Source organism: Psychrobacter sp. TB55-MNA-CIBAN-0194, assembly GCF_040309505.1.
Classification (GTDB): domain Bacteria; phylum Pseudomonadota; class Gammaproteobacteria; order Pseudomonadales; family Moraxellaceae; genus Psychrobacter; species Psychrobacter fozii.
On sequence record NZ_JBEOOW010000002.1, the window covers coordinates 392,351 to 412,015 of the forward strand.

At 41.2% G+C, this 19,665-nt stretch carries 18 protein-coding genes; 7 read left to right on the forward strand and 11 right to left on the reverse strand.

Features of this window, described 5'->3' with window-relative positions; all coding sequences use genetic code 11:
- Positions 1–11 precede the first annotated feature (11 nt).
- From leuD to AAEY75_RS04220, 4 genes are all read left to right on the forward strand, one after another.
- Positions 12–662 (forward strand): 3-isopropylmalate dehydratase small subunit, encoded by a 651-nt coding sequence (leuD, locus tag AAEY75_RS04205; protein WP_352258585.1) that lies wholly within the window; start codon positions 12–14, stop codon positions 660–662.
- A gap of 139 nt (positions 663–801) precedes the next feature.
- Entirely contained in the window at positions 802–1,554 is a 753-nt protein-coding gene (locus AAEY75_RS04210) for a hypothetical protein (protein ID WP_352258587.1), read from the forward strand.
- Between the two features lie 167 nt (positions 1,555–1,721).
- Positions 1,722–2,825, forward strand: a complete 1,104-nt coding sequence (leuB, locus tag AAEY75_RS04215; protein WP_110922533.1) for a 3-isopropylmalate dehydrogenase — start codon at positions 1,722–1,724, stop codon at positions 2,823–2,825.
- A 425-nt stretch (positions 2,826–3,250) separates the two neighbouring features.
- Positions 3,251–4,372 (forward strand): L,D-transpeptidase family protein, encoded by a 1,122-nt coding sequence (locus AAEY75_RS04220; RefSeq protein WP_352258589.1) that lies wholly within the window; start codon positions 3,251–3,253, stop codon positions 4,370–4,372.
- A gap of 241 nt (positions 4,373–4,613) precedes the next feature.
- On the opposite strand, the gene infA is transcribed toward AAEY75_RS04220, so the two are convergent.
- The 7 genes from infA to dinB form a co-directional block, all read right to left on the reverse strand.
- Positions 4,614–4,835, reverse strand: coding sequence for a translation initiation factor IF-1 (gene infA / locus AAEY75_RS04225; protein WP_021814850.1), 222 nt, complete (start codon positions 4,833–4,835; stop codon positions 4,614–4,616).
- A 121-nt stretch (positions 4,836–4,956) separates the two neighbouring features.
- Positions 4,957–5,796, reverse strand: a complete 840-nt coding sequence (gene truA, locus AAEY75_RS04230; RefSeq protein WP_352258592.1) for a tRNA pseudouridine(38-40) synthase TruA — start codon at positions 5,794–5,796, stop codon at positions 4,957–4,959.
- Positions 5,797–5,838: 42 nt separating this feature from the next.
- A complete protein-coding gene (locus AAEY75_RS04235) occupies positions 5,839–6,939 on the reverse strand; it encodes an asparaginase (protein ID WP_502944365.1) in 1,101 nt (366 codons plus the stop codon).
- Between the two features lie 156 nt (positions 6,940–7,095).
- Positions 7,096–8,658 carry a FimV/HubP family polar landmark protein gene (locus tag AAEY75_RS04240; protein ID WP_352258594.1) on the reverse strand — a complete coding sequence of 521 codons (1,563 nt, stop codon included), beginning with the start codon at positions 8,656–8,658 and terminating at the stop codon, positions 7,096–7,098.
- Between the two features lie 51 nt (positions 8,659–8,709).
- Positions 8,710–10,443, reverse strand: coding sequence for a type IV pilus assembly protein FimV (locus AAEY75_RS04245; RefSeq protein WP_352258596.1), 1,734 nt, complete (start codon positions 10,441–10,443; stop codon positions 8,710–8,712).
- A 111-nt stretch (positions 10,444–10,554) separates the two neighbouring features.
- The gene (queA, locus tag AAEY75_RS04250) at positions 10,555–11,754 is read right to left on the reverse strand and encodes a tRNA preQ1(34) S-adenosylmethionine ribosyltransferase-isomerase QueA (protein ID WP_352258598.1); all 1,200 of its coding nucleotides are present in this window, start codon (positions 11,752–11,754) and stop codon (positions 10,555–10,557) included.
- Between the two features lie 199 nt (positions 11,755–11,953).
- Positions 11,954–13,039, reverse strand: coding sequence for a DNA polymerase IV (gene dinB, locus AAEY75_RS04255; RefSeq protein ID WP_352258600.1), 1,086 nt, complete (start codon positions 13,037–13,039; stop codon positions 11,954–11,956).
- 503 nt (positions 13,040–13,542) lie between these two features.
- On the opposite strand from dinB, the gene AAEY75_RS04260 reads away from it, so the two are divergent.
- The 3 genes from AAEY75_RS04260 to map all read left to right on the forward strand — a co-directional run bounded on the left by AAEY75_RS04260 (position 13,543) and on the right by map (position 15,105).
- Entirely contained in the window at positions 13,543–13,788 is a 246-nt protein-coding gene (locus AAEY75_RS04260) for a hypothetical protein (RefSeq protein WP_352258602.1), read from the forward strand.
- 335 nt (positions 13,789–14,123) lie between these two features.
- A complete protein-coding gene (locus tag AAEY75_RS04265; protein WP_352258604.1) occupies positions 14,124–14,330 on the forward strand; it encodes a ParD-like family protein in 207 nt (68 codons plus the stop codon).
- On the forward strand, positions 14,323–15,105 hold the full coding sequence (map, locus tag AAEY75_RS04270) for a type I methionyl aminopeptidase (protein ID WP_352258606.1): 783 nt from the start codon (positions 14,323–14,325) through the stop codon (positions 15,103–15,105). Before AAEY75_RS04265 ends, map begins: the two co-directional genes overlap by 8 nt.
- Positions 15,106–15,419: 314 nt before the next feature.
- Here map and eutC read toward each other — a convergent pair whose 3' ends face one another.
- From eutC to AAEY75_RS17530, 4 genes are all read right to left on the reverse strand, one after another.
- Positions 15,420–16,364 (reverse strand): ethanolamine ammonia-lyase subunit EutC, encoded by a 945-nt coding sequence (gene eutC, locus AAEY75_RS04275; protein WP_352258608.1) that lies wholly within the window; start codon positions 16,362–16,364, stop codon positions 15,420–15,422.
- 52 nt (positions 16,365–16,416) lie between these two features.
- Positions 16,417–17,802 carry an ethanolamine ammonia-lyase subunit EutB gene (locus tag AAEY75_RS04280; protein WP_352258610.1) on the reverse strand — a complete coding sequence of 462 codons (1,386 nt, stop codon included), beginning with the start codon at positions 17,800–17,802 and terminating at the stop codon, positions 16,417–16,419.
- 180 nt (positions 17,803–17,982) lie between these two features.
- Complete coding sequence (gene eat / locus AAEY75_RS04285; protein ID WP_352258629.1) at positions 17,983–19,401, reverse strand: ethanolamine permease; 1,419 nt, start codon at positions 19,399–19,401, stop codon at positions 17,983–17,985.
- Between the two features lie 187 nt (positions 19,402–19,588).
- On the reverse strand, positions 19,589–19,665 hold a 77-nt coding region (locus AAEY75_RS17530), incomplete at its 5' end, for a hypothetical protein (protein WP_502944368.1).

Genomic DNA, 19,665 nt, shown 5'->3' on the forward strand with positions numbered 1-19,665 from the left:
TAGGGAATTTTATGCAAGCTTATAACACCCAAACCGGTATCGTTTGCCCTTTAGATCGCGCAAACGTCGATACTGATCAAATTATCGCAAAACAGTTTTTAAAATCTATTAAACGTACAGGGTTTGGTGTCAATTTATTTGATGATTGGCGCTATCTCGACGAAGGTTATCCAGGTCAGGACAATAGCACACGCATTATCAACCCAGACTTTATTCTCAATCAGCCACGTTATCAGGGTGCTAATATCTTACTAGCACGCAGAAACTTTGGCTGTGGCTCTAGCCGTGAGCATGCACCGTGGGCGCTTTCAGAATATGGCTTTCGTACCGTTATTGCACCAAGCTTTGCCGATATTTTTTATAACAACTGCTTTAAAAATGGCATGCTCCCAATTGTATTGGCGGAAGATATCGTCGATACGTTGATGAAAGCTACTGCGGCTAATGAAGGTTATGAGCTGACGGCTGATCTTGAGCGTCAGGTCGTTATTACGCCAACAGGTGAAGAGTACGCTTTTGAAGTGGATGATTTCCGTAAACACTGCTTGCTAAATGGTCTTGATGATATCGGCCTTACCTTGCAGCAAAGTGATGCTATCAAAGAGTATGAGCAACAAATGATGCAAAAAACGCCTTGGATCTTCAACGAAGTACGAGCCTAGGCAGTTAATTGATAGCTATGGTGCATAAAACTGCTGAACAACCGTAATGCAGCGTTGAGTTATGGCGGCGAACTGGCTAAAATGAAGTATGGTTTTGTAAAGTATTTTATTATTTCACTTATGAATAGTAGCCGTCATTATGAATAAAAAACGTTATGTTTTATGGACAAGTACAATGGTTGCTGCCAGCTTGTGGTTGTCAGGCTGTCAGCTCATGAATGGCTACCAGAAAATAGATGAGGCAGAAAGCGCAAAAGCGTGGGCAGGTAAGATTCAACCTGTCGCTGGTGAGGTGAATATTGCTTGCATAGGCACTTATCATTGTGAAATTGCGCGAATAGATAAAGTACCAGTAATAGGTACTGATACCCATGAGCCTATTAACTCTGCGATGGTCGTTGCGATGACAGCAGCGAGTGATAACGGAGCAAGTGGCAATGGGACAAATTACAATAGTAATAAACCTGCAAAAGTCACTATGAAAATGGACATGACACCAATAGCTCATAAAAACGAGATAAAAATTGTCCCTTTGTCTGCATCAGGTATCGCAGGTCTAACCAATTACTATGCACGGGTAAAGCCAGCCAAACGAGAAGTACAAGTGAATTTTTATCCAGAAAACAATTTAGGTTACGTTGAGCGTTTTGCGATGATTCATGATTTTGTAGAGGCGGATACTTATCAGCTTCGAGCTTATCAAAATAAATCTAGCGATAACTCAGGTAGTTTGTTAGACACTGCATCACCAGAACCTCTGTGTGTCGATCTATATCAAGGAAATAGTGTAAAGCGCCGCTTTTGTAAAGAAATTGGTAGTGAGCATCAAGGCGAGTTTGTAGAAACGCGTCTCACTAATGCTATGCCTGCACCGTCAAAAGCGAAAGCCTAACAGTCAGTGAAGTCAGTACATCTGTGTCTTAATATTGATGCGGATAATCATTCAAGCAGATATATCGCAATTTTTGCGTAGCTCATTGCATGAGTGTTTGATTTTAAAAAATATCATTAGCTTATAGCAATATTATAAATAAAACTTACTTACCCCCAAGGATCAGTATGGCAACGATTTTAACATTAGCAGGCGATGGTATTGGCCCTGAAATCATGACTCAAGCCATTGATGTGCTTAATGCTGTCAACGATAAGTTTACATTAGGTTTGACACTTGAGTCTGGATTGATTGGTGGCGTTGCTATTGATGCAACTGGCGAGCCTTTACCTGATGAGACTCTGGCACGTGCACGTGCTGCAGATGCCGTATTACTAGGAGCCGTTGGTGGCCCTAAGTGGGATGGTATTGAACGTAGCAAACGTCCTGAACGTGGTCTGCTGAAAATCCGTGGTGAGCTTGGTTTGTTTGCTAATCTACGTGTGGCAAAGCTTTATCCTCAGCTTGCTAATGCATCTAGTATCAAGCCTGAAATTATCTCGGGTTTAGATTTGCTTATTGTTCGCGAACTAACAGGTGGTATTTATTTTGGTGAGCCGCGTGGTATTCGCACATTAGAGAATGGCGAGCAGCAAGGCTATAACACCATGGTATATAGTACGAGTGAGATTCAACGTATCGGTAAAGTGGCTTTCGAATTGGCAAAAACACGTGCGCAAGCAGCAGGTACAGCGCCGAAAGTTTGCTCAGTGGACAAAGCAAACGTATTAGAAGTCACAGAGCTGTGGAAGCAGACGATGACCCAGATGCAACAAGCGGACTATAGCGATGTGGCGTTATCGCACATGTATGCTGATAATGCTTGTATGCAACTTATCAAAGACCCTAAGCAGTTCGATGTGATGGTGACGGGCAATATGTTCGGTGATATCTTATCTGACGAAGCAGCGATGCTAACAGGCTCTATCGGTATGTTGCCATCAGCTAGCCTTGATGTAGCAGGTAAAGGCATGTATGAGCCGTGCCATGGCTCAGCACCTGATATTGCAGGACAAGATAAAGCCAACCCATTGGCGACCATCTTATCTGTTGCGATGATGCTGCGTTATACCTTTAAGCAAGAAGAGGCCGCTAAAGCCATTGAGCAAGCGGTCAGTGATGTGCTTGATGATGGTCTACGTACGCTTGATATTTTAGATAGCAGTGAAGCTGGACTTAAGCAAGTAGGTTGTATAGAAATGGGTCAAGCAGTATTGGCTAAACTGGTTTAATCCATACCTTTGTGATGTAGCTTGAAATTTTCTCCGTCTTATTTTTAGACTGAGTTATTTTAATCTTAATAAATTCTTGTAGTTGCAAACCCATAATTTGCTAAGCAGATTATGGGTTTTTTCGTGCTTGTCTGAGATTTTTACTAGCCGTAACATACTAGTTCACCAAGTCGTAAAAAAGCACTTGTTTTAACACAGCTACCGTCAGGCAAGGCTTTCATTAACACAAAGCTGTTATATGCTCACAGAAGAATATGGCAATATTGATTAATAACAAATGGATAGATGTATTTATCGTTTTATAAGGAAATTAATAGAAAAAGCGCTATAACCATTAAAATTTCGAAAGTCTAAAAATAATAGCGTATTAATAATAAAAACTGAAAACAAAAAACAAAATTTTTATCAAAAATCAGGAGTGTTACATGTACCAATTAAAAAAATTAAGCACAGCGATAGCAATGATTGGACTCTCTACAGTCGTTTTTATGGGACAAAGTATTGCAGCAGAACCAACTAACGATGTGAGTACAGATGGTAGCGCCATAGCTCCAACAGAAGTGAGTCCAGTGACGAATGGGATAAGCCAAAAGTTAACAGGAGATAGCAAAGCTGTGACATCATTAAATAAGCTATTGCCTACCATAAAATACACAACTGAAAATCTATCAGACACTGCAAAAAAAGTGAATGCTATCAATTGGTCTGCAGATGCTGCCGTAGATCGTAACATGGGAACAAAACTACAAGCCTTATTGAATTGGCATCATAATGGGGTAGGATCTGTAGATGGATATTGGGGAAAAAATACCCGCAAAGCCATGCAGGCATTTCAAAATGCGAATGGCCTGACCGTAACTGATACGTTGAACAATGAAACGTGGCAAGCACTGATTAAAAATGAAAAGCTTATGGCCCAACCAGTATTAGTAAATTATCAGCTAACTGATACAGATGTAAACGTCAAGACCACGACTATACCGGCTGATTCTGTTGCCAAATCCAAGCTTGAAGGAATGTATTATGAAAGCCTCACTGAAGCGCTCGCGGAAAAATTCCATATTAGTGAGAGGTATCTAAAAACTCTCAATCCTAATGCTAGCTTTACTGCTGGTGAAATTATTACGGTATACAACCCTGGCAACCCGAATACCAAGCCTGTTAGCCGAGTAGTCGCCGACAAGGACACTGAAACACTCTATGCTTATGACGAAAATAATAAGTTAGTCGCTAGTTATCCGACGACAGTGGGTAGTACAGCGACACCGTCGCCCACAGGTACGCATACAGTAAAGGTAAAGGTGAATGAGCCTAATTATACCTATACAGGCAATGACGGTCGTAAGTCTATCATTCCGCCAGGCCCTAATAATCCAGTTGGTTCGGTATGGATTGGATTGAGCAAACTAACTTATGGTATTCATGGTTCACCAGACCCTGATCGTATCAGTCGTCAGGCTTCAGCTGGCTGTGTGCGTTTGACTAACTGGGATGCACTTAGTCTGCTAGGTGTGATCAAGAACGGCGCAACCGTTGAATTTAGTTAAAAACGAAGAAGCTAAATCATAAAAAACAGACAAAAAAATACCGCTGATATTGAGCGGTATTTTTATGGTAAAAACAAACATCAAACAACTAAAATATTGATAGGCAATAATGAGTAGGTTAGCATTTTCATTATTATTATCAGTTAAACTACTCAAACATTTATACCAGTGATAAAAGTGTCATTCGACAGCTGGCTGTGTTTATATAAATGCTTTTATAACCGTTTTAGTTGGTAAGAAATTAGTTTTTGCCACGATAAGTAATACGACCTTTAGAAAGGTCATAAGGCGTCATTTCGACCTTAACTTTATCACCAGTCAAGATGCGGATATAATGCTTACGCATTTTACCAGAGATGTGCGCAATGATTTCATGTCCGTTTTCTAAACGAACTTTGAACAAAGTGTTAGGAAGGGTATCAATGACTTCGCCTTCAAATTCGATAATATCGTCTTTTGCCATAATTTGTATCAATCAATTAAAAATAAGCCCATATTATACGTAAGTTAGCAGGTTAAAGCAATACGGAACCGGGTTTTGACTTGACAGTCTGTAAGTGATATGTATGCCAGTTCACATTAATTTAGTTAGGCAAATTTAGCCAAATAGGCGTCAAAGGTACCTTTGGTAATATCTGCTGGAAACGTTCAGGGTAATAAGCGTTAATGAAGTACAAGCCATCACCAGAGGCCGTCGGTGGTGCAATCGTACGATCTTTTTTATGTAAAATATTCATAAAATCATCTGGCACTAACTCATGCCTACCGATGGCATATAAAGTACCCATCAAATTACGAACCATATGATGTAAGAACCCATCCGCTTGAATATCAAATACAATAAACTGACCGTGTTCAAAAAGTCTGGCATGGCTGATGGTACGCACTGGTTGGTTGGATTGACAAGCTGCGGCACGGTAGCTACTAAAATCGTGAGTACCAACGATATCGGCTGCCGCCAATTGCATTGCTGCTAAGTCGAGCGGCTCATAGATATGAGTGACTTGATGATTGAGTATCGCAGGGCGCTGTGGTTGGTTGAGAGTAATGTACCGGTAACGACGGGCAATGGCGCCAAAGCGCGCATGGAAGTCAGCAGGCATCGGTTGAATCCAGCGTAGAGCAATGTCGTCAGGTAGCAAGCTGTTCACGCCGCGCAACCAGTTATGAGTAGGGCGGTAAGCGTGCGTCGTAAAATGAGCAATCATATTACTGGCATGAACGCTTGCATCAGTACGCCCAGCTGCGATGACTTCTACTGATTCGTTGGCAACTTTACTAATAGCCGTTTCGAGTGCTTCTTGTACACCCATCACTTCTCGTTGTCGCTGCCAACCATGATAATGTGTGCCCAAAAACTCAATAGCAATCGCTAAGGTATAAATTGGCAAACGTTCAGACTCGATGATTTCAGTTTCAGACATGGTGGTTTTTAAACTTATAAAATTAAGGTTATTAAGAGTAGTTTATCGCTTTTTGATGCTTGTGCCAGTCTGACTGACATTGTTCAACCAACGTTGTTTACGTCTTGCCGGAGTGTCATAGCGTAATAGCAGCCATAACAATCGCGCATAAATTGCCGGAATGGTTAGACGTCCACCCGCAATGACATGATGGTCATACTGCCAACTACCAGCCGCATAGCTATCGCTCACACCGCCGAATGGGCATTGGCTAGCACATATTACCATATGCCCTTTTTTATGAAGCAGCTCTAATGTTTCTGCTAGTGCTGCGGAATAAGGAACATTACCAGCCCCAAATCCTAATAGAATAATGCCAGATGGTGGCTGTGATAAGAGTGCTTGCAGCTGATTATTGATGATTTCGGTATCATTAGGCAAGCAATATAGGGCATGGACGCTGCTAGATTTAGCACGCGCTTGAATACTGGCAAGTAAGGATTGCTGATCATCAAGCCAATGCTGGCGTCGAGTATCTGGTAGATTTTTAATATAGCTATTTGCCGGATATGCTGCTCGAGAGTGACCAGTAAATGCCATCAAATCATGACTATGAATCTTTTGTACCGTTTGTGCAGGCCAAGACTCACCACCAAAACTGATCTTGACACCTGACTCACCTGCCGCTGCCAGTTTCAACGAATGATTGAGGTTGTCCCAAGCATCACTGTGAGTGTCGATAGTGTAGGACTGTAGTACTTCACTGTCTAACAATGGCCGCATACTGCCAGTGACGATGACACAAATATCGCTACCTGCAAATGCTTCTGCCAAAAATGCCCCTAAGTAGCTTAAGGTGTCCGTACCAGTAATTAACACAAAGCGTCTATCACCATGTGCATAAGCTGTCAGTAACAGCTGATAAAAGTGAATAAAGTCACTCGGGGTGAGTTGGCTACTGTCTTTAATCAATGAATTATCTAACCAAAAGATATTAGGGAGCTTGGCTGAACTATCATGATTAAGCATTAGGGCCTGTAGCGTTGGCAAAAACACATCTGCTGATAAAGGAGCTAGAGGTCGTCCATAGCTACCAAAAGTACCACCAGCATAAACCAGTTGAATAGAATTAGATATTGTCGTTGTCATAGTAGAAGATGGCATAGTATTGGCGTAATAATTAAGTATGAAAGAAAAAGAGGTCTAGAATGTACTCAATAAGCTCTATTAATAATAAATAGTATAAAGGTTAAACGCAAAAAAAATCAGCAAGTATTCTATGACGATAGAATACTTGCTGATAAGAAAACGGGTTGTTTACTATGCAGTGCGCTCAAGTAGTATTTGCGCTTGGCTCTGCTGTTCACTATCACCATGGGCAATCACTTCAGTAAGCAGGCGTTTGGCGCTGTCGTACTCACCCAGTTGCAAATATTGGCCAGCCAAGTCAAGAGTCACTTGATTACTATCTAGTGATTTGACAAAGTCAAAATCTGCTGCAAAACGCGATGAGAAATCCTCTGCAGTTTCAAGAGTTTCGTCCACTTCGTCAGTTGCAATATCGGTCTCGATATCGACTGGGCTAGCTGCAGTCAAAGGCTCTACAGCAAACTCATCACTTACTAGGCTGTTATCATCGAACAGTGATGTGTCAGTCGGTATAGCAGCAAACCCATTAGCAAGAGTTTCTTGTAAGTTGCTATCGTTGAGCAGTGGCTCTTCAACATCGATTTTTTCAAGATCTTCTATTTCAAAATCGCTGTCCTCAAAACTTTGTTCTTCAAAACTACTGTCTTGAAGAACAAAGTTATCACTATTTTCTGCAAAGGTAGTTTCTTCGATTTCTAACGACGTTTCTGTGCTACTTGGCGTATCAATATTGTCTGAAGGTAGTACAAAGTCTTCTGCTGCATCACTTTCGAACGCATCAATAACCAACTCTTCAGTAATGTTCTCTTCAGTACTTTGATCAGCATCAGTCGCTAAATCATCAAAATCTAAGACGAAATCTTCACTGTCTAGCGTCATATCTTCGGTAGCATGATCAGATGAAGCTGCGTCTATAGAAGGCTCTGTTTGCGCACTTGTTTCTTCAGGTGAATCAAAGCTAAAGTCGAAATCAATAAGCTCGTCATCTTCGGTAGGAGTATCAATAGTAGATACATCGATACTTTCATCTTCTATCACATCTAATGCGACAGGCGCTGTACTGGTTGCAGCAGGTTCGTTGAAACCGCTCTCTAAATCGTTCAGTGTAAGATCAAAGCTATCGTTTATTTTGTCGTCCGGAGCGGTTGCCTTTGGAGAATCATTTGAAGATATCGCACTAACGATAGGCTCGTTACTTAGAGTAGCGTTATTGCTATCGACTTGGCTAGTTGGCAAGTCAAAATCTATGCTTTCAAAACCGCTATTATCTTCTACTGGTGTCTCTTTTGCCGCGACTTGATTCTGCTCTTCAGAAAACAAAGCTTTTAACTCATCGGCTAGAACGATACTCTTTGGATCGCTTTGCGTTTTAATTGCATTATAGACTTTGTTGAAGTTCTCTGGCTGATTGATGGTTGCGTATATGCTAAGTAGCTTGAGAGATAGCTCACCATCATTGGGCTGTTCTCTTAGACCACGATTGAGTGTCTCAATCGCTTTGTCATAGCGTTGTTGATCCATAAAACGCTGCGCAATCATAATATGATTGAACTTATCTTCAGCTTTATTGCTTTGGGCAGGAGAACCATGGTCCGGAGTTGTCGTAGCAGCGTTTTGCTCCGACTTTGCAAATGGTTGTGGTGAGGGTTTTTGCGCTTTGTTTTTGCGCAGTACTAAACCAACTACTAGTAGAATAAGTACCAATCCAGCGATGATATATAGCATGTTGTCCATAGTTACTCCCACGCCTATGATCACGGCGTATTGCATTGATTAGTCAGGCAATTATTGATTGCGTAGTTTTTTGAGACGAGCTTGTAGCTCAGCCAGTTTTTGGTTCTGTAGTTGAATTTTTTTAGTATAGCTATCAAGGGCAATACTGGTTTTTGATAAGCGCTGAGCTTGTAAAGCGGCGTTTTCTCTTGATGCCTTGAGCGTTGCTAATACATCTGTGCTGAGACCATTACCTGTTGCCGAAGCAGATTTTGCTTGAGTACCGTCTGCACTGCCATTACGACCAGGAGCTAGCACAGAAAACTGTGCTTTTGGTAACGTTTGTGTCTTCGTAATCACTGGTTTTTTACGTTGTTTTGTTGTTTGAGATTTCTCAGCGGTTTTTTTAGCTGGTGTCTTAGCTGTTTTTTTTACTATCGGTGTGTTTGCTCTGCGGTTATATTGTCTTTGTGCACTAATCGCTGCTTCTAATTTCTGCTGTGATGGCACGACATCATAGCTAGGTAAGCTGAGCTTGGCATCTGCTTTTAATTGATCGGCATCTTTGTTAATAAAAGCATCAGGGTTTTGTGATTGAATCTGTTTCATCACGGTTTGCACATCGAGATCATTTTCTTGTGCTATCTGCTGAGCAATGACCCATAGGCTATCGTTGCGCTGTACTTGATACTGGGCAGCCGCAGTATTGTTTGCCGTATTATCAGAGGCACTATTGGCAATACTGGTGTTAGGCGATGCAGGTGCAGCAATGTTAGCAGGTATATTATTCGTCGGAGTAGTGGTAGCGATGTCATTGCTAGTGTCGAGATCGGGCGTTGATATGTTTGCTTTATTATCGTTTGGTGCGGGCATCATAGGCACAGCAGTCATTATGCCATTATCTGACTTGCTACTTGGCTGTATTTGGCGGGTGATTTGTATATTTAAAATATCGAATTTTTTGTCAGTGAGCGCTGTAATCGACGTATTTTTATTTTCATTAAGGTCGGTATTATTGGTGCCGATTGTCGTAACATTCTTATCTGCACTCAAACGACCATTGTCTAATCGGCTTGCTGAATTCGGCTTATTGTCGTTAGTATTGGTATTATTTGTCTCAACGCTATTGCTCAGGCGACCATTATCCAAACGACTCGGTGCATAAGCAAGATTGGTGCCTTGCGCCGCAGTACCCACGGTAGGTAACTGCATGCTCGGCGCTGGCAATTTAGAGGCAACTAACTCGCTCGTTGATACATTAGGCGCTGATATAAACGGTGGTGGCGCACCTTTTCTGACGGTTAATGGCTCGGCAATACTTGCGGATACACTTGGTAAACTTGGTTTTTTTGCGCCAGTAACGGTATTCTTAGTTGCTTCAACAGGCACATTATCATTAAGCGGCATCAACAATGTCTTAGGAATAACATTGTGTTGACCTTTATCATTTAGAGTCAAAACTACATCGGCAAAAGGCTTAGATACTGGCTGCGAAGTCGTTATAAATACTTGACCACTGGTCGCTGAAGTAGGCTGAAAGCGTACACTCATTGAGTCAGTCTGGGTCAACCCCATCTGTTGATAAATAGTAGAGTTTGCCAAGCTTGCTGAAAAATCAGCCGCTCTAATATCTGAAACAGCAATGCTTGCTACCAGAGGCTCATGCTGAGCAGAAGTAACAACAGTCTTTCCTATCGTTGCCGCTTGTGCACTCGACACTAAGGCGGCATAACCTACAGAATAAAGTAGTGCCACCGATACCGCGCGATGTATATTAGTCAAACGATGAGATAAATGACCAGACATGTGCCGCCCTTTAGAATATTAGTTATCTTTGCTGTTATAACAAAATACTGCTTAGTTTACCAGTTTATTTCACAACTGTTGTGAACAATACAAAAAATGTTTAAGTAATGTTCAAGCTGATTTTTTTTCAAGTAGCATTGCATCGCCATAACTAAAGAAGCGATATTGCTCTTTAATAGCATGTTTATAAGCATGCTCTATCGTATCTTTACCCGAAAATGCCGACACCAACATTAATAGCGTGGATTTAGGTAAATGAAAGTTGGTTAACAGTTTGTCTATTACACCAAACTTAAATCCTGGATAAATAAATATATCAGTGTCACCTGACCAACTAGACAGAGCTTGTCCATCATTTGTTGTTTTTTGATACGCTGTCTCGAGCACACGGGTAACCGTCGTACCAATAGCGATAACTTGCTTACCATTAGCATGTGTTTGATTGATTAGATCGGCAGTGGCTTGTGGTAGATGTGCGTACTCACTATGCATGGTGTGATTGAGTAAGTTGTCTGTTTTTACAGGCGCAAATGTACCAGCGCCGACATGCAAAGTGACAAAGGCAGTATTGATGCCTTTTTCAGTCAGTTTACTGAGTACTAAGTCATCAAAATGTAAGCTTGCGGTAGGAGCTGCTACGCTTGCAAGCTTGGTTGGGTCATGAAAGACTGTTTGATAGCGAGCATTATCTGTATCGTCAGCATGGCGTTCAAAGTAGGGCGGGATAGGCAACTCACCATAAAGCTCTAAGTGCGGCAAGACAGGCGCATCGAAAGCTAAGATAAATAAATTGTCTTGACGACCAATCATAGTCGCACTCATATGACCATCGGCGAGTTGCAAGCGTTGTCCAAGTTTAAGTGCTTTACTGGCTTTTACATGGCAAAGCGCAATATGCTCTTGATTGATTGGCTTACCAGTCATGTCCTCTAAATGCAGCGTTGCTGTATCCAAGTCCGAAATACCGACCAACCGCTCAATGAGCACTTCAAGTTTACCACCAGTGTCTTTTTGACCGAATAATCGTGCTTTCATCACTTTAGTGTCATTGAACACGATGAGGTCTCCAGCACTTAACAAGTCAGGCAGCTCAGCAAATAAACGATCCTCTACAGCAGTAGTTTTCTGTTGGTCAGCAGGCAAGTATAGTAGTTTGGAGGCAGAGCGTTGCGACAACGGATAACGTGCAATCAGGCTATCCGGCAACTCATAATCGTAATCGTCAACGCTTAAGTAATCTAAGGTATCGTTATCTTTATTCGTATCAATTAAGGTGTTGATTTCAGCGTCTACAGCATGTATGTCGGTCATAATGAGTCTTTAAATGAATATAAATTTTGATGTAATTGTAGCAGAAATGAGATTATGAAAGGACAGTTTAATAGCGACTCATGCGCATACAAGTAGAGTAGCTACTTCAAAAAATAGCCTAAGTAATAATATAAGTAGCTGCTATCAGTTGCTATTAATAATCATCAAAAAAACTGCTTAATGCCAGTCGTCTATTAAGTTATTCAAACAAGTTTAATTGAGGCAGCAATTGTGCAGCGGGTGCAAGGGAAGAGAAAGTGACACCCACTAAGCGAATGGGTAGCTCACGAGGAATATCTAAAAATAGCTTGTCTAACCAATAGTGCGCAGATTTGGCACTATCAAAAGCAGTCGATAATGTGTGAGAGCGTGTTATTTGAGTAAAGTCTGCATATTTAACTTTGAGCGTAATGGTGTAAGCGATTAGCTGTTTTTTCTGTACTTGATTAAAAGCATCTTCATTCTGCTCATAAATCTGTACTCGTAACGCATTGTTATCCGTTAGATTGTCTCTAAAAGTAGTCTCTGAGCCAATGGATTTATGCATGCGCTCAGACTTGACAGCACGATCATCACGTCCATGTGCGATGTCATGATAAAACTGACCACGTTTGCCAAATTCCTGTACCAATACTGCCGCGGGCGTCTGCCGTAGATCGGCACCATAGCTCACGCCCATCGCATGTAGGCGCCTAGCAGTTGCTTTACCGATACCGTGAAAGCGCTCAATAGGTAAGGTGCTAATAAAGGCATCGGCATCTGTGGGCGTGATAATCGCTATGCCATTGGGTTTATTAATATCTGAAGCAATTTTGGCCAGCATTTTGTTAAATGAGACGCCGGCAGACGCTGTCAATCCTGTGTGCTCTAATATTTGAGCTCTCAGCCAATTGGCCATGATTGTCGCTGAGCCATTATGAACTTGCAGTCCTGTGACATCTAGATAGGCTTCATCTAGCGATAATGGCTCAACGTTTGGGGTTAAGAGGTACATAATACGGCGAATCTCATCGCTCACTGCTCGATAAACTTCAAAACGAGGCCTTACAAATACTACTTCTGGACAACGTTTGCGTGCCTCATAGCAAGACATGGCAGAACGTACACCAAATTTACGTACCTCATAACTGGCTGCTGCTACGACACCGCGACCACTAGGGTCGCCACCAACGACCAATGGCTTACCGCGTAATTCAGGAAAATCACGCTGCTCCACACTGGCATAAAAAGCATCCATATCTATATGAATAATTTTCCGAGAATTAGGAGTTATAGAGGTTGTCATAATCATTATTATACCTGATTTGACTGTTATGATTTACGATCAAAGATTAGGTGTTGAGATAAGATTTTACAATAAATTGTTGGGTAAGGTGATGAAGCTACATAGACAGCATAAGCTATTACAAATCTTATATATCATAGACTTGAAGCGTTATAGTCATCTTAACTAGCATCTCTTAGTGAACATGTGTTTTATTTTTATTGATCTAAATCTAGTGTGTACAAAAATTATTTGTTTAGTGATACCACTTGTCGTAACAACTTCACCGTTTGTCATGAATTTTATGTTTATATGTTACAGTTTTGATTCTGGTGTTTTACAATATATTATCCGCGCTAATGTATGACTGTTAAATAATAAGCAATGCTTTATGCACTTCCATAATCATTCAAAAAGAGACGTTGCTTATCGTTCATATCGAAATAAAAGATTCGGTACTATTGAAATCAATATTTTAAGAACACGTTGCTTTTAGAGAATTTAGAATGACCAAGGAGCTGATAATGTATAACGAATTAAAAGGGAGTGATTTAACACGGGCAATGCTAGCACGAGGTGATAAGGATATATGGTGTGCAGTTTGTGATGAAAATGATGAACAAGCCATGATGGATCATTATGGTAATGACTTTACAGCGTATATTATATCGTATAGTGACGGGTATTTTTATTGCAGTGCTGGCATGCCATGGAGGTTTGCTGTACCAATTAAGATATGTGCTGTCATGCAATACGAAACAGCGATGTAAGCGTGATGGCTGTGAGTTAGCGCAGTTAAAAAAAGTGTCGAAAAGGAGCTGATTATTCAGCTCTTTTTTTATGGCTTCAACTAATTGATTAGGGTATGGATATAACTAGTTATCATAGAACATAGAACATAGAACATAGAACATAGAACATAGAACATAGAACATAGAACATAGAACATAGAACATAGAACATAGACTAATAGTCAATAAAAAACTATTCAACTAGATTAGCTTGCTATTTCTTGCAACTAGATACAAATAGGTATACGATTCATATACGATTCATATACGATTCATATACGATTCATATACGTTTCGTATGTTGAGAGATTTCTATGGGTATTGTTAAAATTGATGATGGTCTGCACGAAGAAATTCGCAAAGCAAGCTCAGTCATGGTGCGCTCTATCAACGCACAAGCTGAATATTGGATCAAGATAGGAATGCTTGCTGAATCTAATCCCAATATGTCTTATAACCAAATTATCAATGAGCAAATGAGACAAGCTGATATTAATGTAAGGAACCTTATAAATGGATAAGGTGATACTTAAAAATGCAGCGGAATTGGAAATTATGCGCGAGTCAGGAAGGCTTCTAGCCTCTGTCTTTGATTATCTCGACGAAAAAATCACAGTCGGTATCTCTACGATGGATATTAATGATCTTGCCGAACGCTATATTGTCGATCAGCTAGGTGCACGCCCAGCCAGTAAGGGTCAGTATGGTTACCAATACGCATTAAATACCTCGGTGAATAACGTGGTCTGTCATGGTATTCCTTCAGACCAGCAAATACTTATATCAGGTGATATTGTGAATGTGGATATTACCCTGGAGCAAGGTGGTTTTATTGCCGATTCTAGCAAAATGTATTTGATAGGTGAGGTGGCACCCCTCGCAAAACGTTTGGTTGATAAGACCTATGAAGCTATGTGGGAAGGAATACGAGCAGTGAAACCTGGAGCGACGCTAGGTGATGTTGGTCATGCTCTTCAAAGTTATGCTGAGAAGCAGGGTTATTCTGTAGTACGGGAGTATTGTGGTCACGGTATTGGACGTGAAATGCATGAAGAACCGCAAGTGCTTCATTACGGACATTTGGGAAAAGGCTTAGTTCTACAAGAAGGTATGACATTTACCATTGAACCCATGATTAATCAAGGTAAGGCTAAAGTTAAGGTCAAAAAAGATGGCTGGACAGTAATTACCAACGATAAAAAGTTATCTGCGCAGTGGGAACATACAATTGCTGTCACGTCTGATGGCTATGAGGTTCTTACTCTGCGAAAAGATGAAGCGATTTCAGCCGTTTAATATTTGTAAGAGTATTTGGTAAGGCGCTTCCTTAAATGGGCAGCGCCTTTTTTAATGTCTTACACTGCCACTATTTTAATCGCTCTATCTACTAGTGTTTATCACTCACATCCGAAAATCCTTCAGCGTATTATGAGCACTCTTGAAACGCTATGTACAACCTTTGAAGTCTATGCGATCAAGCAGGCGTTTCTATACCTAGCGAGCTATTCTATTGACATGAAATATCCCAATGCTTACGACAGCTCAACCATCGTAACATCAGCCTATGTTCTTCGCATTTTCGGTTACATTGTATAATATCTTTTTCGTCATCATAGTAGTTTGATCGCTGTTTGACCTTGATCTAATACCGGTAGTTCCTGCTCATCTTTTAGCTCAACACCAGATAGCTTAAGCTCATAGGATTTCTCCATTAATGCTAAGAGACGGCTTGCTGCCACTCTGGTTGGCAGGCCAGCATTACGCACATTAGAGATGCAGTTTCTCATAGCATCATGACTCGAAGACTGAGCATCCCAAGTATAGTAAATACCTAAGCTATCAGGAGAGCTCAAACCTGGACGCTCTCCAATCAGCATGACCAGCATTTTGGCATGAAGACGCTCTGCGACCTCATCTCCTAAAGCGACACGGCTACCAGTAGCAATGACTAAGGGTGCGATAGCCCAACCTTTCTCCTTAAAAAGGGAGATTAGTTCTGCAACAAGTTTGGGAGCATTCTCGGCTATCGCTCTCGCTGATAAGCCATCTCCCATAACGATAGCAACATCGTAGGACTTGTCCTTACCGAATATTTCCAATTGCTTAGCGGATTCCATACTAAGCAGTCTGCCCCAATCTGGACGTTTAAGATATTCGGACTTATCTTGCGCTTGGCTGGTGACTCTCAGTATTTTTAAGCTATCACTGACCTGATCGTCTTGGTTATTTGTCTGATCTAAACCTTCTGCAACCAGTTCTAAATCTAGCTCGACTATAGATGAACGGCAATGTTCAGATAGCTTCACGACTAAAGAATCAACATCTAAGTCCTGCAATACAGCATCCTTAGCCTCAGCATGATCAAGCTGAAACTTGAGCAAGGGCTTAGTGGGGACACTACAACCTACACGTCCCAAAGCAATTCTAGAATCTGTATATTGTTTTAACTTTTCCCAAGGATCTAAATGAACTAAGTCACTAGCACTGTTTGTATTCGATTGGACAGGCTCTTTGACAGTCAGTGCTGTCTTATTTGGTGAGTAATCAATGGCCATAGCATTTCTCTTTATAGTGTATCGACGTTTTCTATACTCTCGCTTAAGTAAGCTAATTGCCCATTATCCCCGACAGTAAGGCTGATGGTTTATCTGACCAATTGATACTATTGCCAGATTGGGTATAGATGTCATTATTACTCAGCCAAAGCGCAAATTCAGGGGCAGGGGAAAGACCAAGAAGTTGTCTAATATATAGAGCGTCATGAAATGAAGTCGTCTGATAGTTGAGCATGACATCATCTGAGCCCGGAATACCCATGATGAAGTTAATGCCAGCATTGGCTAATAACGTCAGTAACGTATCCATATCATCCTGATCTGCATCAGCGTGATTGGTATAACAAATATCACAACCCATGGGTACGCCAAGCAGCTTGCCACAAAAATGATCTTCTAATCCTGCTCGAATGATCTGTTTGCCATCGAAGAGATACTCAGGCCCGATGAAACCAACCACGGTATTAACCAATAAGGGTTTAAACTCTCTAGCCACAGCATAAGCTCTGGCCTCAAGCGTTTGCTGATCAGCGCCAAAGTTAGCATTACTGGATAACGCACTACCTTGACCGGTTTCAAAATACATGACGTTTTGACCTACTGTGCCACGATTAAGACTCGTAGCAGCGTCATAGCCTTCTCTTAACATTGCTAAGTTTATGCCATAGCTAGTATTCGCTTTTTCACTACCTGTGATGGACTGGAAAACCAAATCGACTGGTACGTTTTTATTGATTAACTGTATAGCGGAAGTGATATGGGTTAAAACGCAAGACTGAGTAGGTATTTGATATTCGGAGATCACATGGTCTAGTAGTTTCAATAGTTCAGACAGGTTCTGGATGTTATCGGTAGCAGGGTTAATCCCAATGACTGCATCCCCATTGCCATACATCAATCCATCAATGATGCTTGCAGAAATACCTAATAGATCGTCGGTTGGATGATTGGGCTGTAATCGTGTAGATAGAGATCCTTCTAGACCGATGGTATTACGAAATTTAGTGACCACGCGGCATTTTTTCGCTACCAAGATAAGATCTTGTACCCGCATTATTTTACTGACGGCTGCGACCATCTCAGGTGTGAAAGCGTATTTTAATTCGGAGATGGTCTTTGTGGTCGCTGACTCTCCTAACAGCCAGTCTCTTAAGTCTCCAACAGTAAAGCTAGATATTTTAGAGAATGCTTGAGAATCATGCTGTGCCATGATGAGGCGAGTGACTTCATCCGTCTCATAGGGTATTAAAAAGTCCTCTAAAAAGTCAGTTAATAAACAGTCTGCTAACGCTATTTGTGCTGCTACGCGCTCAGTGGCATCGCTGGCTGCTACTCCAGCTAGCTCATCACCTGAACGCCTTGGCGATGCTTTTGCCAGCAAGGTTTTTAAGTCTTTAAATTGGTAGCTTCGCTGTCCTACGGTATGTTTATATGCCATGTTAACCACCTTTATTTCATCATCACATTGATTGGTTCTAATATGTGAGTTGCTAACGAAACTATATATTTCAATATTTCAATATTTCAAATTATCATGACCTTAAGTTTTAACCAATTTGAAACCTAAAGTCATGTGAGAAGTGTCTAATTAATTTATACAACATCATAATCAGCATACTTAGCTCAATTCATCAGCTGCAGCTTCTATTTGCGCGAACTCCTCTTCAGGTGTACCACTGACTAAATGATGCTGACTAAACATAACGAAATAAAGAATGAATACGACATAAATACCAGCGGCCATAAACCAGACTTTAGGATCTACCATCAATCCGGCTATTACAGCAAGTAATGCTAAACCTAAAGCGATGCCTGAAGTGAAAATACCACCGGGTGTTTTATAAGGACGAGCAAGATCAGGCCGAGATAAACGTAATTTGATGTGAGATGCCATCATGAGAACATATGACACAGTTGCACCAAACACAGCCATAAGGATAAGCAAATCACCTTCACCGGTAAGCGATAACAGAAAGCCTATAACTCCAGGAACAATAAGAGCCAAGTAAGGCGCTTTATTATTGTTTGTTAATGATAGTTTCTTAGGTAGGTATCCTGCACGAGACAAGGCGAAGATCTGTCTAGAGTAGGCATAAATAATCGAGAAGAAACTCGCAATTAAACCAGCCAAACCAACGAAATTTACAAAACTTGCTAACCAAGAATTACTTCCATATACAGACGCTAAAGCATCTACTAAGGGTGCGCCTGAGTCTTTTAACGCATCAGCACCAGCTGCTCCTGGTCCCAAAAATAGGATAAGAATGGCAAATGTTGCGAGTATCAGCATCGAGCCAATCAATCCACGTGGTAAAGATTTAGCTGGGTCTTTGGCCTCTTCAGCGGCTAAGGGCACACCTTCAACCGCTAAAAAGAACCAAATAGCGTATGGCACAGCGGCCCAAATCCCGATATAGCCGTATGGTAAGAATGAGCTTGCGCCTGCTTGATTGCCAACTGCAATGTCAAAAAGGTTTTTACTGTCGAAATGAGGAATCATTGCTACTATAAATACACCCAGTGCGATACAAGCAATAGCGGTGATACCAAACATAATTTTTAAAGCTTCACCAGCACCTTTCAAATGAATGGCTATGAAGATAATATAGCAAGCTAGATATACCATCCACCCACCAATGCCAAATAAAGACTCACAGTAGGCACCGATGAATACGGCAATAGCAGCTGGTGCAATAGCGTATTCGATTAAAATTGCTGTACCCGTTAAATAACCGCCCAAAGGACCAAAGGCAGTTCGGGCAAAGCTATAACCGCCACCGGCAGTAGGCAACATTGTCGCCATTTCTGACATAGATAAGCACATACAAAGATACATTATGGCGACCACAATGGTGGCAACAAACATCCCACCCCAACCGCCTTGAGCAAGCCCAAAGTTCCAACCTGCAAAATCTCCAGAAATGACATAGGCAACACCAAGGCCTATTAATAGTACCCAGCCGACTGCACCTTGTTTGAGTTGTCTTTTAGCAAAATAGTCTTTTTCAGCCTGAGTGCTTCCTGCTGCGCCATTCATCTGGCCATTAGCATTTTTAGGCATGGTATTCTCCAAAGCTCAGCCAATTAGTAATGAACTGGCAAGCTCTCATCAAAGTAACCTTAAGATTGATAAAACACCAATGCGTCAAGCCTGCTTTTAGATTTACAGACCTGACTCACTAATATGTTAATCACCACCCTTTAAAAACTTTACTTAAATGAGTTTAAAAGAACCCCATTTTTTTAGGATCGTAAGACACCAGCATGTTCTTGGTTTGCTGATAATGATCAAGCATCATCA

What these genes read in the sequence shown, in the direction of transcription:
- queA (WP_352258598.1), bottom strand. Translation starts at nt 11,754, where the DNA reads ATGACCGACATACATGCTGTAGACGCTGAAATCAACACCTTAATTGAT.
- eat (WP_352258629.1), bottom strand. Translation starts at nt 19,401, where the DNA reads ATGAATGGCGCAGCAGGAAGCACTCAGGCTGAAAAAGACTATTTTGCT.
- AAEY75_RS04220 (WP_352258589.1), top strand. Translation starts at nt 3,251, where the DNA reads ATGTACCAATTAAAAAAATTAAGCACAGCGATAGCAATGATTGGACTC.
- AAEY75_RS04240 (WP_352258594.1), bottom strand. Translation starts at nt 8,658, where the DNA reads ATGGACAACATGCTATATATCATCGCTGGATTGGTACTTATTCTACTA.
- AAEY75_RS04210 (WP_352258587.1), top strand. Translation starts at nt 802, where the DNA reads ATGAATAAAAAACGTTATGTTTTATGGACAAGTACAATGGTTGCTGCC.
- map (WP_352258606.1), top strand. Translation starts at nt 14,323, where the DNA reads ATGGATAAGGTGATACTTAAAAATGCAGCGGAATTGGAAATTATGCGC.
- dinB (WP_352258600.1), bottom strand. Translation starts at nt 13,039, where the DNA reads ATGACAACCTCTATAACTCCTAATTCTCGGAAAATTATTCATATAGAT.
- AAEY75_RS04235 (WP_502944365.1), bottom strand. Translation starts at nt 6,939, where the DNA reads ATGCCATCTTCTACTATGACAACGACAATATCTAATTCTATTCAACTG.
- AAEY75_RS04260 (WP_352258602.1), top strand. Translation starts at nt 13,543, where the DNA reads ATGTATAACGAATTAAAAGGGAGTGATTTAACACGGGCAATGCTAGCA.
- leuB (WP_110922533.1), top strand. Translation starts at nt 1,722, where the DNA reads ATGGCAACGATTTTAACATTAGCAGGCGATGGTATTGGCCCTGAAATC.
- AAEY75_RS04265 (WP_352258604.1), top strand. Translation starts at nt 14,124, where the DNA reads ATGGGTATTGTTAAAATTGATGATGGTCTGCACGAAGAAATTCGCAAA.
- AAEY75_RS04245 (WP_352258596.1), bottom strand. Translation starts at nt 10,443, where the DNA reads ATGTCTGGTCATTTATCTCATCGTTTGACTAATATACATCGCGCGGTA.
- leuD (WP_352258585.1), top strand. Translation starts at nt 12, where the DNA reads ATGCAAGCTTATAACACCCAAACCGGTATCGTTTGCCCTTTAGATCGC.
- eutC (WP_352258608.1), bottom strand. Translation starts at nt 16,364, where the DNA reads ATGGCCATTGATTACTCACCAAATAAGACAGCACTGACTGTCAAAGAG.
- AAEY75_RS04280 (WP_352258610.1), bottom strand. Translation starts at nt 17,802, where the DNA reads ATGGCATATAAACATACCGTAGGACAGCGAAGCTACCAATTTAAAGAC.
- infA (WP_021814850.1), bottom strand. Translation starts at nt 4,835, where the DNA reads ATGGCAAAAGACGATATTATCGAATTTGAAGGCGAAGTCATTGATACC.
- truA (WP_352258592.1), bottom strand. Translation starts at nt 5,796, where the DNA reads ATGTCTGAAACTGAAATCATCGAGTCTGAACGTTTGCCAATTTATACC.